The sequence below is a fragment of the Spartinivicinus poritis genome (assembly GCF_028858535.1).
In the GTDB taxonomy this organism is placed as follows: domain Bacteria; phylum Pseudomonadota; class Gammaproteobacteria; order Pseudomonadales; family Zooshikellaceae; genus Spartinivicinus; species Spartinivicinus poritis.
In genome coordinates, this window is record NZ_JAPMOU010000008.1 from 46,272 (window position 1) to 62,131 (window position 15,860).

Below are 15,860 nucleotides of genomic sequence, written 5' to 3' on the forward strand. Positions count from 1 at the left end.
TATTTATAAACATACCCATAGTAAATTTTTTTAGTGAAAGCTCGTCATACGATTTGGAAAAACTGACATGCAGTATAAGGAAATTATTGAGTTTGACACAATCAGTGCCGATGAATTTTATGAAAATTACTTTCTAAAAAATACGCCATGTGTTGTTAGAAAAGGAGCCACTCACTGGCAAGCCACGAAAGTGTGGGAGGATGATAACTATTTGCGTAAAATAGCAGGTAATCGCCAAGTGTTTCAGACCACTTCAGTGCGAGGTGATTTAGGTTTTGATCACCAGTCGCCAATCAGTCAGGTACGTTTTTCGGATTTTTTGGGTGTTTATCAAGAAAATCCACGCCTTTATGTAAATGACTCCAATATGCCATCTATTTTAGTACAAGATTTAGGCACTCACTCTATGCTGGAAGGATTTAAAAAAGTCGAGCCTTATGAAATGCGAGTGGGGATGTTTATGGGGGCAGGAGAGCAGCTGGCACCACTTCATTATGATGATGAAGAAAATATTTATGTGCTGATTAATGGGCAGAAAGAATTTTTATTGTTTGATATTGCCGATTTTAACAGTATGTACCCTTGTGATAATGCATTTTTACCTGATTTTTCCCTAGTAGATCTTGATAATATTGATTATAAGCGGTTTCCTGCTTTAAAAGCAGTAAGCTGCTATCAAGTGAAGCTTAATGCAGGGGATATATTGTTTGTACCTGGGTATTGGTGGCATGCAGTAAAAGCACTTGGGCGCTCAATCGCATTATCCTGGGTGCGTCTGGATCGGCGTGGTCAGTTTATGGCATTTGAAAAATTGGTGCGTAATGATGTATTTCCTACGGATAAAAAATGTTTGGAAAATATGTTAGATAATCCCGATGAGACAATTATCAGTACATGGGCTGCACTAGGTACAGACTCTATTTTAGAGAATGATTTGTTTGAAACCTACCTTAGATTAAGTTTATTGTATGTCCATTCTAGCCAGCAGAAAGAAGATGTATACCCTATAGAACAAGAATTCCAGCGTCTGCGTCAGCCTGTGTTTGATATATTACGACGCAATGAGCATAAATATAGCTATCCTGTTCTGTATTTAATGCAAAATTTCTTTCGTGTCAATCTTGGTTTATTTAATTAAAATCATGCTAACTAAAATACCTATTGCAATAGATGAAGTAACAGACATACAGCCTGCAGCATTTAAAAGCCAGTATGTAGATGGCCATCGACCATTGATTATCCGTGGAGGAGTGAGTCACTGGCCAGCCATGCAGTGGAACAGTAATGAATATTTGCTAAAAATAGCAGGTGACCAGAGAGTGAAAGTAGATGTTTTTCCTTTATCTAAACAGGGAAAAATACTATTAGAATCTGGTAGTGAAGAAGTAATGTCAATAAAAGACTTTACTATGAAGTTTTTTCAAGAAGACTGCTATCATTATATATCGGATCAAAATTTACCGCCACCGCTTTATCAAGATCTAAATGAGCACTGTGTTTCCTCCGTTTTTCCTGTTGAGCGGCGGCGGACATTTTGGTGGGGTAAAAACGGTCAGAAATCATTCCTTCATTATGATGATAATGAAAATTTTATGTGTCAGTTTGATGGGGAGAAGGCATTTTTACTATTTGATATTACAGATTTTGACTATTTGTACCCCAAAGATGAAACTGAATATCGCTCCTTAGCAGATTTGGAACAGCATGATTCTAACCAATTTCCTCTTTTGGCAAAGGCTACCCCTTATGTAGCACGTATAAGCCCAGGAGATGTACTTTATGTACCCTGTTATTGGTGGCACCAGGTTAAGTCCTTTGGCCGTAATATAGCCGTCTCTTACATTATTAATGAGTCGATGGAGCAGCGGGTACGAGTAACAGGTAAGTTAATTGAAGCAGGGGCATTGCCAGTATCAGATTCAATTCGAGATGATCTTCTTAATATTATTGGATTAGATGAAACGCCTTCCCGGCGAAATGCATTGTTAAAGAAGTATCATAGAGAATACCAACAGCAACAAGGGAAATCCTATTATCCTCATAGTATTTTTCACCGCCTAATTGAAGAAAACTTATTAGATATTCTTTATGGACATGCAACTTACTGAACTCACAATAGGGAGTTATATTGGTGTTAAGAGTCAGTGATTTAAATATTAAGGGATGTAAGCTGGAACCTGTAGATAGTGTTAACACTATTTCAGCGAGTACATTTAATCGAGATTATATCGCTCAAAATCGGCCATTATTGATCAAAGGAGGGGTTGCTCACTGGGATGCGCTGCCATTATGGAATAATGAATACTTAAACAGAAATGCCGGCCATAATGTAGTTGATATAGAAACATCCCGCGATCAATTTGAAGGGCGTTTATTTGATGATGCAGAAAAAGTATGGATGCCTTTTTCTCGTTTCCTTGAGCGTTTAACATTGCCATCAGGGGAAACAGACTATTTTGTAGGAAGCTGGTTATTTCCTACGCTTGCTGCTGATGTACCAGATATTTCCGCCTTTAAAGCATTTAACATGGCTATAAAGCGTCGGATGATTATGTCTCGTGGTGGAAATAGGATTGCGTTGCATTATGATTGGTATCAAAATATGTTGTGTCAGGTGGCAGGATACAAGCGCTTGGTGTTAATAGATATTGTTGATACTCCATTTCTCTATCCTCTCAGTAGCCCTGTTAACTACTCACCTGTTAATGTACAAGATGTTAATTGGAGCACTTATCCTGAGTTTTGTAATGCAACCATTTTTCAAGCTGACATAGAGCCTGGTGATGTATTGTATATGCCTATGCTTTGGTGGCATGCTGTTGAAAGTATTGATCGCAATATAATGATTTCCCAATCATTTTATGATACTGATAGAGACTTACTATTTATTCTGAAAAAAATGCTAGCACTTGGACGTTTAAACCTTGCAGAAAAACAGATGAATGATGTATGGGCTGTATTAGAAAGTGATCTCAATGATAACGAGAAAATACGTGCTGTTCGTCGTCAGGCAAATAACCAGTCTTTAGGTGACGTGAAAAGAATATTTGCTCATCGTCAGTTGATATTTAAAAAGTAAAAAGTGTATGTTTGAAGTGTATTGATAAAATGAAAAATAAAAAAAGTAACACAGGGAATATCGTTAGTAATAAAGGCCTGGATATTCTCAATTGCCTGTATGGTGGTCATGAAATCTGCCGTATTGACATGCCAGTAAAGGGAGACAGGCTTACTCAACAATACCTTCTTCCCCGCCGACCTGTGATTGTGAGAGGGATAACGACACAATGGCCTGCATTAGAAAAATGGAGTTTTGAATGGTTTGAAAAATGCTTTGGTAATATTTTTACTAATATGTTTGCCAATGGTAACGAAGGAGAAGCTAGGCAAGTACGGCTTAAGCATTTATTTAGTCGGATGACGAGTGGCGAAACTTTATATTCTAGTCTTTATGTAAGGGAAATGCTGCCTTTAATTAGCCAAGATTATCCTATAGAGAATAGTTTCTTGGGTGATCACCAATTCAACTGGTTGCTTGATTTGCCAAAAACTATTCATGGTGAGATGAATGTAATATTCATTGGTAATAAAGGCACAGGCATTAAAAACCATCAAGACAGTATGGGAACCCATCTGTGGTCGGCACAAATCTGTGGGCGTAAACGTTGGTTGATCAGTCCTCCTGAAATGATGCCTTATTTGGCTGAAGGGGAAGCAAGCTGGTTAGAAAGAGAACAATCAATAGCAAAATACCCTGAGTTTGCTGAGGCTGCCTGCTTGGATTTTGTGCTAGAACCAGGTGAAATTTTATTTTTACCTGTGGGCTGGTGGCATCAAACAATACTATTGGATGATTCTATTTCCATTACGCAAGACATCGTTAATGAATCTAATATTGATCATTTTGAGTATGAGTTAGAGCGCAGTTATGGAGTAGATCCAAAAATTGCAAACTTTCATAAAGCTAGTACAAATTTTCGGTGTAAGTGGCAGCAGCAATTACCTAAGCGGGCTACCCAATCCATTGAGCGTATGAGTGGTGATATTAGCTTTGATCAATTCCTGGAAAACTATCTTATCCCTCATAAGCCTGTTGTATTACAGGGCTGTATTGATGAGTGGCCTGCACTGTCAAAATGGAATGTGGAATACTTTAAGAAGCATTTTGGTAGTGTATTTATTCAATACTTTCAAAACCGTGATGATCAAAACAAACATATACGGTTAAAGAATTTTTTTGAGACACCATTTGATGTCCCTCATTATGCTATGTGGTGCTTAGATGACTTTGTGAGATTACTTAAGGATGATTTTAAGCCCTTATCATTATTAGATAATAGCGAAAAAGACTGGACATTTGATTTACCTGAAAAAGAGCGTAATGCACTTACATGGCTATTCATGGGATTAAAAGGTTCTGGTATTGGTAATCACAGTGATCGTTTGGGTCAACATGTTTGTTCTGCACAAATTGTTGGTCGTAAGCGTTGGCTGTTACACCCTCCTGAGGATTACCGGTGGCTGAATTACAGTGATAAAAGTGTTGATTTGGTTAACCCAGACTATATAAACTACCCACTTTATAGAAATGCTTCACCCGTAATAGATTTTATATTAGAGCCGGGTGAAGTACTTATTTTACCGGATGGCTGGTGGCATCAAACAGTAATTTTAGAAGACTCTATTTCTTTAAGTCATGACTTTGTTAATGCTTCAAATATTGACTCATTTATTAAGCGTTTGCGTGAAAGAAAAGGAGATGAATATTTAAAAACAGTAGAAATACAACCAATATTAAATAAATGGAAAGTATACCCAATGTGAAGGGTTTTTAGGTGAGGCCATCAAGTGACGAAGCCCCATGAGCCTATATTAATAGGTGATTGGGGTGAGGAATGAAGATAACAAAACCTAAAAATGATTCGCGACGGGTATATATAAAGATAAGTCTATGTTCAAAGATGAAAGTTTAAAAGGTGTTGTAAATTGAATGTAGCTATAATAGGTGCTGGCATTTATGGATGCCATTTGGCATTAAGTTTAAAAAATAATAATATCAATATAGATCTATATGATATGGCTGATGATATATTTGCCGGTGCATCAACGTATAATTCATTTAGAATACATAAAGGCTATCACTATCCACGTTCAAGTAAAACTAGAAATCTTTGTAAAAAAGATGAAGCGGAGTTTGTTGCTCGCTATGCTGAGTTAGTACAGCCTGAATCGACGAACCCAAAGATATTTTGTGTTGCAAGTGATAGCTGTACACTCATTGATTTTGAAACAATGAAAATTATCATGAGGGGTGCTGGACTACCTTTTGATGAGTTGTCTTTACAGCAACTTAAATACTATGGTTTTGAAAATATTGAAGGGGGCTTCATCGTAAATGAGTCTATATTGCTTGTGGATAAGGCAAAAAAATGGTTTAAGGATCAATTAGAAAAAGCTGGGGTTTGTTTAAAACTGAATACTTACCTCAGTGAGGTTCAGCAGAGGTCTGCTATTGAATTAGAGGTTGCAGGAAAGGTATATGACTTTGTAATTAATTGTACATATAACCAGTCCATCCATTATAACTCACTAATGTATAAATACCATTATGATTTATGTTTTTCTTTAGTCGTTGCCAGTAAGCTTAATGAAGTATATAAAAAGCCATATAGTTTTGGAATATTTGATGGGGCCTATCCAAGTTTAGAGCCTTTTGGTTATAATGATTTGCCAGATAAATATGTCAGGTATACAGGAACTAATTTGTTTCAACTATTTCATGTTAAATATACTAGCATTAAAAAATACAATAACATTCATGAGGCAAGAAAAGCATATAATAAGCCGCTTAGTTCATCAGAGCTAAAGGCTGTTACAAAAAAAATGTTAGATCATACCTGCTATTTTTACCCAAAATTTAATCATGAGTTTGAAATTATTGATTATACTCTTTCTTTAAAAACAAAAGTTGATGACCTTTCAGATAATCGGCCGCTCATTGTTTGTCAGGATTTCTCGAAACATCGCCGGCTAATTCAAGTTTTTTCATCCAAGCTGACTTCTGTCATAAGTGCAGAGAGAGCTGTTAAGAATATAATTACTAAAGAATACTAAACTTTATGCCTATATGAAATCACTGTAAGAGGCACCTATAGTTAAATGTAACGATTAGAAAGTTACTGGATCAGCTTATAGTACCTTGGTACTGTAAGTGTGCTTATTTTATTAGATGTTTTGAGTTTCTTATTGATAATAAGTTGGTTATAGGTATGATAGTCGACTGTTTGAAAAAAGGGTTAGTCGGTAAAGCCAGTACTTGATTAAGTGGAAGGACTTGAAAAGTCAAATGAAAAAAGCCCCAATACAGCTTGCAGATCGTCCTGAAAATCCTGATTTATATTGGGATTTATCAGCACTACATAATAAGAAAAAAGCAATTAGCTTTTTTAAGCATGTTTCTACAGGCTTTTGTGTTTATAGCCCTTCCGTTGCAAAGCTATATAGTAATTTTGAAGTGATACTGTCAAATATGGATCGAAGTGGTTTGATCGTGTTGCCTAATCCTTATGCATTTCATGATACGTTTAACCGAGTCAGCGACGTTTCAATTAAACAAACAGGTATTTCGTTATTTCCTGGAGAGGCGATTAATAGGGCAGGGTTTATCGTTAGCATTCCTGTTGGTAAGCAACGCAGAAATCATCATTTAGAGCTAGAAGTTGCAGTAGGATTTCTCGATAGACTATATAAAAAGCGTTATGGCACGCCGTTTCTGCCTGTATTGGTTAATGGTGACTTAAAAGAATTTAGGTCACAAACGCCTTATTTACACCTACATCGATTTGACCCCAAATCACTTACCGAGTTTAGTGAATTTGAACGTAATGATATCTGCAGTACGATTAGGGATCGTTTTTCAGATATTATGGTTAACAGTGCATACATTAAATAAAGTTATTTCACTTTATATATACTACTTGTACAGCTTCGTTATCATTGCTTTGGTTGTTTTATCTGCTCGGAATGATAGGAAAACAGCTTTTCTATCAAAGCAGGATCATCAAAATACCGTTCGCCAATAAATGCAGTGGCATGATGCCCCCATTGGCGCATAGTGCCTGCAGAGGGTACCCCTGATGGCCAAAAGAGCCAGCGCTCTGGGCGTTCAGTCCCTTTGATAAACCCTGCATTGTCAAATAGATTTTTTCGTTGTTGAGGGCTAATCGCTAGGCTACGCAAATTGTCGTATGGTTTGAGCTGGTAAGTATGCATTGCTGATATAGGGAAGTGGCCTACCCCAAGTACCCAGTGATCAATACTATTAACTGCTACAACAGCAGATTGTAAAGTAGTTGATGATAATTTGTGTTTAACTGTGGGAATAGTGTTAGTTGGCTTTTGAATAATTAGAGGAGGCTCTAGCTGACCGGAAGTTGGCTTGGCAACTAATCGGTCTGATACTGGCATGAATGTGTGATAACAGCCACAGGAATGGATGGTGTCGTATAATAGAGGGATACCATCTGTATCAAGAGTTACCCGCCAAATTACCCCATCAATATTGCCTGCTAGAATATCAAACCAGTGATTTGCAGGGCGCTCAGAAAACCAAATAAAATAATTGAGTTGCAATAAATGCTGCCCTTGTATTGTGGTATAAGATGGGCGCCAATAAACAGTGGTTTTTTCTGGACTAATAGACCACTGGTTATTTTGCCACACAGGGGTTCCTGGTAAATCAAACTGGCCTTGCTGTTGAATAGCCCAATGGGGGGCAAAAGATTGGGCTAGTTGCTCCAGTTGAATGGTAGACAGTTGTGGTAACTTTAATGGATGCTGTTTGCTTGCCTTAGTTAGCCATTGCTTTAATCGCTTTGGGTTGATGGGTTGGTGATTTTTACTTCTAGGTTGGCCAGAGGGGTGGTTGGATAAAACAGCAGTCGCACTTGGCTCAGGGCTGTAAACCTGCATTGCTCCAGTTAACGGTTGGTTAAACTGTTGATGAACATCTTCATGCCACTTTTTTATCCCTGGCACCAAAAAATACTGAGTAATCGGATATATTCCTGCAATCTGAGCCCATTGTTGATATGCATTGGGTGGTACCATTTGTGTTAACTGAGTGAAAAAGTACTGATTATTCACTAGCTTTTCGGCATGTTTAGCAAGGCAGCTATTTACATATTGATGCCAAGGGTGAGGGGTTTGCCCAGTTAAATTAGCAATTTCTACTTGCCATTTGGTTTGATTAACCCTGATCAATTCATTAAGCCAGGCCTGTTGCTGAGTAGGTGTTTTTATATGTGTAACAAGGCTTAATAGAAAGCGGTTGATACCTAAATAGGCTGTGCCTGGAATGGGGTGCAACTGTGCATCCTGAACATTAGCTTGAACAACTTGCTTATGTAGAAGGGCTAAGCCTGCCTCACAGGTCAAGCCAGCCAACTGAACATCAGGCAATGGTTTCACTGGCTGAGGCTTAATAGCTGCACAGCTAGTAAGAGTTAATAAGGTAACCAGAAAAAAAACACGACACCACATTCTATACACCTGATATTGCATTGTTAGGGCACTATACCTGAAAGATTAACTGGCGTTTGTTATTTCCATCAACCGTTATCAGCCAATAACCAATAGTGGATTAATGGCCAACCTGCTTTATCTGCTGTTTCACCAAAACTGATTAACCCATCTTCATGGCCTAGCATGCTAATAATACCCTTAGTTTGTACCTGTTTATTATTAATGATGTTGGCAATTGCTGTTGCCATGGCTGGGGTGCCATAAGCCAAGCTAGCAGGTATGCAGGGTATAGCAAGCTGTTGGCTGAGCTGCCAAATAGTTGGGCAATGAACATGAAAAACAAAATTGATGTGAGGCAGTGTTTGATAGATGACCGCATGACTTAATGCTTCAGAAGAAGGGGCAGATAACCCTTCTGCTGTCAGCTGGTTTTGTGCCGGGTGGGCTTTAGTCACCAGGGCATAGTCTGCCGAGCTGAGGTGAGCTAAAGCCCCTGTTTGGGTACCAGTAATCAGAAAACAGTTTGGATTATGCGTTGTAGTGAAAGTTGCTAAGCGTTGACTGAGGTTGCCAAAGCCATAACCCTGGTACCGATTGGGTACTTGTCCTATCATTTCCAGTTTCTTTAAAAGTGAGCGCCAGCGATTCAGCGTTTGAATGGGTGGAGAAGAAAGTGGCTTGCTGAGATGATTCAGCTGGTATTTAATAACCCCTTCGGTAGTCTGGTCGCTCATCCTGTATCCTTCTGGTAAAACAATAAACTATTTTGCCAGACTACGCTCAACTCGTCATTTGCATAACTAGGGGATAATGCTTAAAGCCGTCCAAAGTTTAATGATAATAAAAACGGCCATACGGTTCTAATTGGGTAATCTGGTCATGCATTAGACCTTCCATTAGTAGAGCAAAGTCTTCTTTATGCAAATGAATCAATACCTCATGGTCACCACCTTCTAAATAAACATCATCCAATGCCAGTAGCTTGTCATCGACAATAGTGTCCATGTGATAAGCTTGACCAACAGGGGGAATTGCACCTAGCTCACAGTCACGAAAACTGGCTTGTAATTCGCTTTCTTTGGCTAGATGAAATGCATGCTCAAGCATTTCATTAATTATCTTGACTTGCAGTTTGGATTTGGCAGGAACGACAGCCATGACATAATGCTGAAATTGATTTTTCAGGATAACTGGCTTAGCAATTTGCATCGGTGAAACGTGAGCAAGTAACGCAGTTTGGTAAGAGGTTGCTGATGAAGGATGCCACTTCATTTCATAGCGAATATGACGAGAGGCAAAGTACTGTCTTAACGTTTCTGACATAGCCATGGCTTAACTCCCTGATTAAGGAACAAAGCAGTTCCTTACCTCATTTATAATCTCTTTCATTATTATAGCTTAGGGCATAGCCTCCTGAGGGTTGGCTTATAAGAAAAGATTCCATAACCCACTGTTAATATTGCCTGGTGCATGTGGTTGTGCAATAAGGCTTGCAGCTGAAAAATAAAACCAAGAAAAGCGAAACAGGCTATACTGTTGTACAGAACCATGTGTGCAGAATGATGCCTGTTAACAAGGTAATTCAGCTTCATTGGGCTGCATGTAAATAGTCATTGTGGTTTTAATGGCAGCTTAAGTCTATGTGGTAATTGGCAGTAAAAAGGCAACTCAAATGGCTAATGCCATATCAGATCATCCCCCTTTAAATGATGCTGCAAATACATCAACTAGTACCCTTGATATAGAGAAAGAGCTAGGTTATTGGCTTGATAATAGTCAACCAAAAACCGAGGCCAGTGTTAAGGAGCGCCTGGAGCGTTTTGCGAAAACAGGCCATAGTATGGCTGGGTTTCAACTGCAATCTGCTAATTTAGTTGATGTTGATTTGGTGAATAGGGGGGCTAAAAAGGGGCATAACCTTTCAGATGCAGATTTTTACCGGGCCAATCTTACCCATGCGCATATGTTTAAAATTAATTTACGTGGCGCCTCGTTAATGAAAGCGAAGTTGGTTAGCGCTAATTTGCATTGTGCTGATTTAGAAAATTGCAACTTGTTAGGGGCTGACTTTACCAATGCTAAGTTAGAAAACATTAATTGGGGTGATCATATTCTGCAAGAGAACAAGGCTGTTCAGGCAGAGAAAGCCGGGGATAAAGATAAAGCACATATGCTTTATCAGGAAGCAGAAGAAGTATATCGTAATGTACGTAAAGCTTGTGAAAATCAGGGACTTTTTGAGAATGCAGGCAAGTTTTTTTACCGTGAAATGACCATGCGTAGGAGGCAATTGCCAGTTTTTTCTCCCCACCGAGTACTTTCTAAAACGGTTGATTTATTTTGTGGTTATGGTGAAAAGCCATTACGAGTGGTGGGCTTTTCCTTAACGCTGATCGCACTATGTGCCTGTTTGTATTTTTTGTTTGGCATTGAAGAGGATGGGGGTATTACAGGATTAAACACCAGTTTAGGCCTATGGGAAAACTTACGACAGTTTGGTGGTTGCCTTTACTTTAGTGTGGTGACGTTTACTACCTTGGGCTATGGCGATATTACGCCATTGGGAATGGCGAGACCCATTGCGGCTATTGAAGCATTTAGTGGTAGTTTTACCATGGCACTTTTTGTGGTTGTTTTTGTGAAAAAAATGACCAGATAGCCCTACTAACCTTTATGAATCATCGTGTTGCTGCAGCATTTGGTAATTTTTGTTGTCAATAATACTGACATCGGTATTATTTAGGCGTTTCTATATATCCCGGATAGGTAAGAGTCAGGTAGTAAGCTCAAGAATTGTTCGCTTGTAACCCTTTTTGCTATTTGATTTCTTGTTGGTTGTTAGCTTTAGTTGCTTGCAAGTGTTTCTTGAATGTGGCCTGACTCTATTTGGATTGGGGAACCTGAAAGGTACCCTTAAGCTGTTCTATGCTGATTAGTTCTATGATGATTAATAGTTATACGACAGTTTTTTAAAACCAATTGCAGGATAAAAGTTGCAGAATCATGATAAAAATAGACAACCTGAGTAAGGCCTTTGGCAGCTTTAAAGCGGTTGATGGCATCTCTTTTAATGTAGCCGCAGGTGAAGTGCTGGGCTTTCTTGGCCCCAATGGTGCGGGCAAATCGACCACGATGAAAATGATATGTGGTTTTTTAACACCCTCTGCTGGCAGTGTGTCAGTGTGTGGGCATGATGTGGTAAAAGAGCCTTTAAAAGCTAAAGAGCTGATAGGTTACCTTCCTGAAGGTGCACCTGCATACGCAGATATGACGCCATTGCAGTATTTAAACTTTATTGCTGAAGTAAGAGGGTATAAAGGAGGCGTAAAAGCTGCACGTGTGCAAGCTGTTGTGGAGCAACTGGCATTGAAATCTGTGGTCAATCGACGTATAGATGAGCTATCAAAAGGCTTCAAACGTCGGGTAGGCATTGCTCAAGCTATTTTACACGACCCAAAAGTGTTAATTTTAGATGAGCCAACAGACGGTTTGGACCCTAATCAAAAGCATCAGGTTCGCAACCTGATAAAAAACCTGTCTAAAGACAAAATAGTCATTATTTCTACTCATATCTTAGAAGAAGTCAGTGCCGTGTGTAATCGCGCTATTATTATTTCTCAAGGAAAATTAGTGGCAGATGAAAGGCCGGCAGAGCTAGAAGCACGCTCTCGTTATCATCATGCTGTGACCTTACAACTACAGCAAGGTGAAGATGTATTGAGTGCCCTTAAACAGCTGGATCTAGTAGAAGATGTAGAAGTGAGCCCAGAAAGTGATCGCTGTTTTATCTTAATTCCTAAATCAGGTGAAGATGTATTCCCAGCGGTTAATAACCTGATTAAAGAAAAAGGCTGGGTGGTTGAACAACTCTTTGTTGAGCGTGGCCGACTAGATGATGTATTTAGAAATGTTACCACTAGCAAACAGGCAGAGGAGGTTGCCTGATGGGTAAAATAAATATTATTTTAAAACGAGAGCTTGGTAGTTACTTTGCTACGCCATTGGCTTATGTGTTTATTGTTATCTTTTTGATGTTGACCAGTGTGTTTACCTTTTACTTGGGTAACTTCTTTGAGCGTCGTCAGGCCGACTTATTGCCTTTTTTTGACTTTCATCCTTGGTTGTATTTATTTTTAATTCCTGCAATAGCTATGCGGTTATGGGCAGAAGAGCGTAAGTCAGGAACGCTGGAGTTACTACTCACGTTACCTATTAATTTACGTGATGCTGTTATAGGGAAGTTCCTGGCCGCCTGGTTATTTACTGGCATAGCGTTACTACTCACTTTTCCCATTTGGCTGACAGTGAATTATTTGGGTAACCCTGATAATGGTATTATCATTGCCAGCTATTTAGGCAGTTGGTTAATGGCAGGTTCTTTTTTAGCGATTGGTTCATGTATGTCGGCGGTTACTAATAATCAGGTAATCGCTTTCATTTTAACGGTTGTTGTATGTTTTCTGTTTGTGGTTGCAGGTTCGCCCATGGTGCTGGATTTTGCTCATAAGCTTCCTCAAACAATAGTAGATACCATAGCTTCATTTAGCTTTCTAACCCACTTTAATGCAATTAAAAAAGGCGTGTTAGATATTCGTGATCTAATTTTCTTTTTTGTTATGATTGCTGCCTGGTTAATAGCAACAGCAGTCGTTATTGATATGAAGAAAGCTAATTAAAGGGGTGGCAAATGACTAAGCGATTATTCTCTGGTGCTGGCCTCATCGTGTTGGCTGCCGTCGTTTTAATCGGAGTAATGTTGGTAAATAGCTTATTTAAAAGCTTACGAGTGGATTTAACCGAAGATAATTTATATACCTTATCCGACGGTACTCGCAATATGCTGACTAGCTTGCAAGAACCAGTGACTCTGACATTTTATTTCACCAATAAAGCCAGTGAGGATTTACCTTTTTGGCGCACTTATGCTAAACGGGTAAGAGAATTATTGGAAGAATATGAAGAGTTGGCTAATGGTAAATTGACGTTAGAGGTGATTGACCCAGAACCGTTTTCAGAAGAGGAAGATCAGGCAGCTGAAGCAGGCCTGCAAGCGGTTCCGGTTAATTTAGGGGGAACAGAATTATATTTTGGTTTAGTGGCTAAAGGTCAGTCTAAAGAAAGTGCTGAAGAAAGCATTACCTTTTTTCAGCCAGATAGAGAAAACTTTTTAGAGTATGACATTAGCAAAGTGATTTTTGCTGCCAGCCAAACTAAAAAACCTAAAGTAGCACTTGTCACAGGTTTGCAAGTTGATGGTGGTTACAACATGGCTACTCGTCAACCCACTGATCCATGGATGGCGGTGAGTCAACTGGATCAATTATTTGACGTTGAGCGGCTGGAAGATGATACCGTTGAAATCAGTGATGACTTCGATCTGTTAGTGGTGATTCATCCTAAAGAATTAAGTGATGATATGCAGTTTGCCATTGATCAATATGTGCTGCGGGGAGGTAATACCTTAATTTTTGTTGACCCATTAGCTGGCCAGGATACAGGTGGTGGCATGATGATGGCAATGGGGCCAAAAAGCTCTAACCTTGAAAAATTATTTGAGGCTTGGGGTGTTACAATGGATTCGAAAAAAGTGGTTGCTGATAGTGGTTATGCTTTATCCATTAGTCAGGGTTCTGGCAAGCGCCCAGTTCGTCATTTAGGTATTTTAGGGCTGAAGCAACAGGCATTTAATACAGAAGAAGTTGTCATGGCAGAGCTGGAGCAAATTAATATGGCTACAGCGGGAGCTATTCAATCCATTGAGGGCGCTTCCACTAAAATGGTGCCACTGATACAGTCAAGCACTGAAGCCATGTTGATGGATGCCAGTAAGTTTGCCATGATGTCAGACCCTAAAAAACTATACGACGATTTCAAACCGACTGGAGAGCGTTATGCACTTGTTGCACGTATACAAGGGCCAGTGAAAACGGCTTTTCCTGATGGTCGCCCAGAGAAAAAGGCTGAATCAGTTGATGAAAACGCTGCACCAGCAACTTCTACCGAGGGAGTACTGGATAATAGTGATGAAACAAACACTGATGCTGTAAACACTGATGTAATAGTGGAAGAAACGGGCGAGGAAGAGACCGTTGAGCAAACACCTCCACCTGTGGGCTCTGAACAGGTGAAACCAGAAAGTGCTGAAATTATAGACGTAGCAGATGAAGAAAATACAGCAACAGCAGAGAATGATACTGCCAGCCCAGTAGCTGCCGAAGCGTCTGAACAAGAAGAACCGAAAAAGCCGTTACTCGATCCTGTCAGTGAGTCAAAGCAGGATATCAATGTTGTTGTTGTGGCAGATACGGACATGCTGGCCGACATGTTATGGGTGAGTGTGAGAACTTTTTTTGGGCAACGGATAGCGCAGCCTTTTGCTAATAATGGTGCATTTTTTATCAATGCAGTTGACAATATGGTGGGTAATGCTGACCTAATCAGTATTCGTAGCCGAGGTCAGTTTTCACGACCTTTTACAGTTGTTGATGAAATTGAAAGAGAAGCAGAAGACAAGTTCCGTGTTAAAGAGCAAGAGCTACTGCAAAGGCTAAATGAAACAGAATCAAAACTAGCTGAGTTACAACAGCAAAAACAAGGGGATGATAAATTATCCCTGAGCCCAGAGCAGCAAAAAGAGATTGAGCAGTTTCAGAAAGATAAACTGGCCGTTCGCAAGGAATTACGCGATGTTCAACATAAGTTAGGGCAAGATATTGAAGCCTTAGGTGAAACGGTTAAGCTGCTTAATATTTTCTTATTACCTTTATTGTTAACCGTATTATTAGTTATCTCGCGAACGGTTGCTAATAAGCGACAGTACGCAACAGCCTGATAAAAATGGTTAAAGAGAAAAAACCCGGCTTTGCCGGGTTTTTTTTACATTGAGTTAGTAGGTTTTTGTGATTATGCCAACGTTGATCTGAGTTGTGTTTGTTGCTGTGTTTGAAGGTATGCGCTAACTTAATATAAAAAATAAAAAACACCGATATTATCCTTTTTGGATTTGTAAAAAAATTAGAAGAAAGTATTAATTTTTGTTGGTAGTGCTTACTTGTCTTGTTTTTTTTATTTGATGAGTCACTTTTCTCTTTCTTAGACTTTTATCTAAAACTTTATTTGAAGTAGTAATTCTTAAGTCTTAGATCATGCTTTTAGTTTGAAATATTTCTTAAACTTTAGTCTATTTTTGGTGTATGTCGCTTGTAATATGTTATTAATTTTTAATAAAGTTCCCTTGAAGTGGTTTAAAAATAGAAAATTGGTAAAACTTGATTTACTGAATACCAGTTGATTTTCTATTTGCAATACTCAACTGCTTTATTGATAAATAATACTGT

General features: G+C 39.0%; 13 protein-coding genes. 10 read left to right on the forward strand and 3 right to left on the reverse strand.

What is annotated here, in order from left to right; genetic code table 11:
• Window positions 1-67 precede the first annotated feature (67 nt).
• From ORQ98_RS08440 to ORQ98_RS08465, 6 genes are all read left to right on the forward strand, one after another.
• Entirely contained in the window at window positions 68-1,138 is a 1,071-nt protein-coding gene (locus ORQ98_RS08440; protein WP_274688358.1) for a cupin-like domain-containing protein, read from the forward strand.
• Between the two features lie 4 nt (window positions 1,139-1,142).
• Window positions 1,143-2,108, forward strand: a complete 966-nt coding sequence (locus ORQ98_RS08445) for a cupin-like domain-containing protein (protein WP_274688359.1) — start codon at window positions 1,143-1,145, stop codon at window positions 2,106-2,108.
• Window positions 2,109-2,131: 23 nt separating this feature from the next.
• The gene (locus tag ORQ98_RS08450; RefSeq protein WP_274688360.1) at window positions 2,132-3,079 is read left to right on the forward strand and encodes a cupin-like domain-containing protein; all 948 of its coding nucleotides are present in this window, start codon (window positions 2,132-2,134) and stop codon (window positions 3,077-3,079) included.
• Between the two features lie 29 nt (window positions 3,080-3,108).
• Window positions 3,109-4,824: a cupin-like domain-containing protein gene (locus ORQ98_RS08455; RefSeq protein ID WP_274688361.1), complete on the forward strand. Its 1,716-nt coding sequence runs from the start codon at window positions 3,109-3,111 to the stop codon at window positions 4,822-4,824.
• A 162-nt stretch (window positions 4,825-4,986) separates the two neighbouring features.
• Window positions 4,987-6,114, forward strand: a complete 1,128-nt coding sequence (locus tag ORQ98_RS08460) for an FAD-dependent oxidoreductase (RefSeq protein WP_274688362.1) — start codon at window positions 4,987-4,989, stop codon at window positions 6,112-6,114.
• 232 nt (window positions 6,115-6,346) lie between these two features.
• Complete coding sequence (locus ORQ98_RS08465; RefSeq protein WP_274688363.1) at window positions 6,347-6,952, forward strand: hypothetical protein; 606 nt, start codon at window positions 6,347-6,349, stop codon at window positions 6,950-6,952.
• A gap of 41 nt (window positions 6,953-6,993) precedes the next feature.
• Here ORQ98_RS08465 and ORQ98_RS08470 read toward each other — a convergent pair whose 3' ends face one another.
• From ORQ98_RS08470 to ORQ98_RS08480, 3 genes are all read right to left on the reverse strand, one after another.
• Window positions 6,994-8,541, reverse strand: coding sequence for a hypothetical protein (locus ORQ98_RS08470; protein WP_274688364.1), 1,548 nt, complete (start codon window positions 8,539-8,541; stop codon window positions 6,994-6,996).
• A gap of 68 nt (window positions 8,542-8,609) precedes the next feature.
• Window positions 8,610-9,257 (reverse strand): class II aldolase/adducin family protein, encoded by a 648-nt coding sequence (locus ORQ98_RS08475; protein ID WP_274688365.1) that lies wholly within the window; start codon window positions 9,255-9,257, stop codon window positions 8,610-8,612.
• Between the two features lie 97 nt (window positions 9,258-9,354).
• Entirely contained in the window at window positions 9,355-9,852 is a 498-nt protein-coding gene (locus ORQ98_RS08480; RefSeq protein ID WP_274688366.1) for an aminoacyl-tRNA deacylase, read from the reverse strand.
• 343 nt (window positions 9,853-10,195) lie between these two features.
• Between ORQ98_RS08480 and ORQ98_RS08485 the strand changes: the two genes are divergently transcribed.
• The 4 genes from ORQ98_RS08485 (at window position 10,196) to ORQ98_RS08500 (ending at window position 15,355) form a co-directional block, all read left to right on the forward strand.
• Window positions 10,196-11,182 carry an ion channel gene (locus ORQ98_RS08485; protein WP_274688367.1) on the forward strand — a complete coding sequence of 329 codons (987 nt, stop codon included), beginning with the start codon at window positions 10,196-10,198 and terminating at the stop codon, window positions 11,180-11,182.
• A gap of 344 nt (window positions 11,183-11,526) precedes the next feature.
• The gene (locus ORQ98_RS08490) at window positions 11,527-12,468 is read left to right on the forward strand and encodes an ABC transporter ATP-binding protein (RefSeq protein WP_274688368.1); all 942 of its coding nucleotides are present in this window, start codon (window positions 11,527-11,529) and stop codon (window positions 12,466-12,468) included.
• Window positions 12,468-13,199, forward strand: a complete 732-nt coding sequence (locus tag ORQ98_RS08495) for an ABC transporter permease subunit (RefSeq protein ID WP_274688369.1) — start codon at window positions 12,468-12,470, stop codon at window positions 13,197-13,199. The genes ORQ98_RS08490 and ORQ98_RS08495 overlap by 1 nt, the downstream gene beginning before the upstream one ends.
• Window positions 13,200-13,210: 11 nt before the next feature.
• Window positions 13,211-15,355 (forward strand): GldG family protein, encoded by a 2,145-nt coding sequence (locus tag ORQ98_RS08500; protein ID WP_274688370.1) that lies wholly within the window; start codon window positions 13,211-13,213, stop codon window positions 15,353-15,355.
• The last annotated feature ends 505 nt before the right edge of the window (window positions 15,356-15,860 follow it).

What these genes read in the sequence shown, in the direction of transcription:
- ORQ98_RS08440 (WP_274688358.1), top strand. Translation starts at nt 68, where the DNA reads ATGCAGTATAAGGAAATTATTGAGTTTGACACAATCAGTGCCGATGAA.
- ORQ98_RS08445 (WP_274688359.1), top strand. Translation starts at nt 1,143, where the DNA reads ATGCTAACTAAAATACCTATTGCAATAGATGAAGTAACAGACATACAG.
- ORQ98_RS08455 (WP_274688361.1), top strand. Translation starts at nt 3,109, where the DNA reads ATGAAAAATAAAAAAAGTAACACAGGGAATATCGTTAGTAATAAAGGC.
- ORQ98_RS08465 (WP_274688363.1), top strand. Translation starts at nt 6,347, where the DNA reads ATGAAAAAAGCCCCAATACAGCTTGCAGATCGTCCTGAAAATCCTGAT.
- ORQ98_RS08470 (WP_274688364.1), bottom strand. Translation starts at nt 8,541, where the DNA reads ATGTGGTGTCGTGTTTTTTTTCTGGTTACCTTATTAACTCTTACTAGC.
- ORQ98_RS08475 (WP_274688365.1), bottom strand. Translation starts at nt 9,257, where the DNA reads ATGAGCGACCAGACTACCGAAGGGGTTATTAAATACCAGCTGAATCAT.
- ORQ98_RS08480 (WP_274688366.1), bottom strand. Translation starts at nt 9,852, where the DNA reads ATGGCTATGTCAGAAACGTTAAGACAGTACTTTGCCTCTCGTCATATT.
- ORQ98_RS08485 (WP_274688367.1), top strand. Translation starts at nt 10,196, where the DNA reads ATGGCTAATGCCATATCAGATCATCCCCCTTTAAATGATGCTGCAAAT.
- ORQ98_RS08490 (WP_274688368.1), top strand. Translation starts at nt 11,527, where the DNA reads ATGATAAAAATAGACAACCTGAGTAAGGCCTTTGGCAGCTTTAAAGCG.
- ORQ98_RS08495 (WP_274688369.1), top strand. Translation starts at nt 12,468, where the DNA reads ATGGGTAAAATAAATATTATTTTAAAACGAGAGCTTGGTAGTTACTTT.
- ORQ98_RS08500 (WP_274688370.1), top strand. Translation starts at nt 13,211, where the DNA reads ATGACTAAGCGATTATTCTCTGGTGCTGGCCTCATCGTGTTGGCTGCC.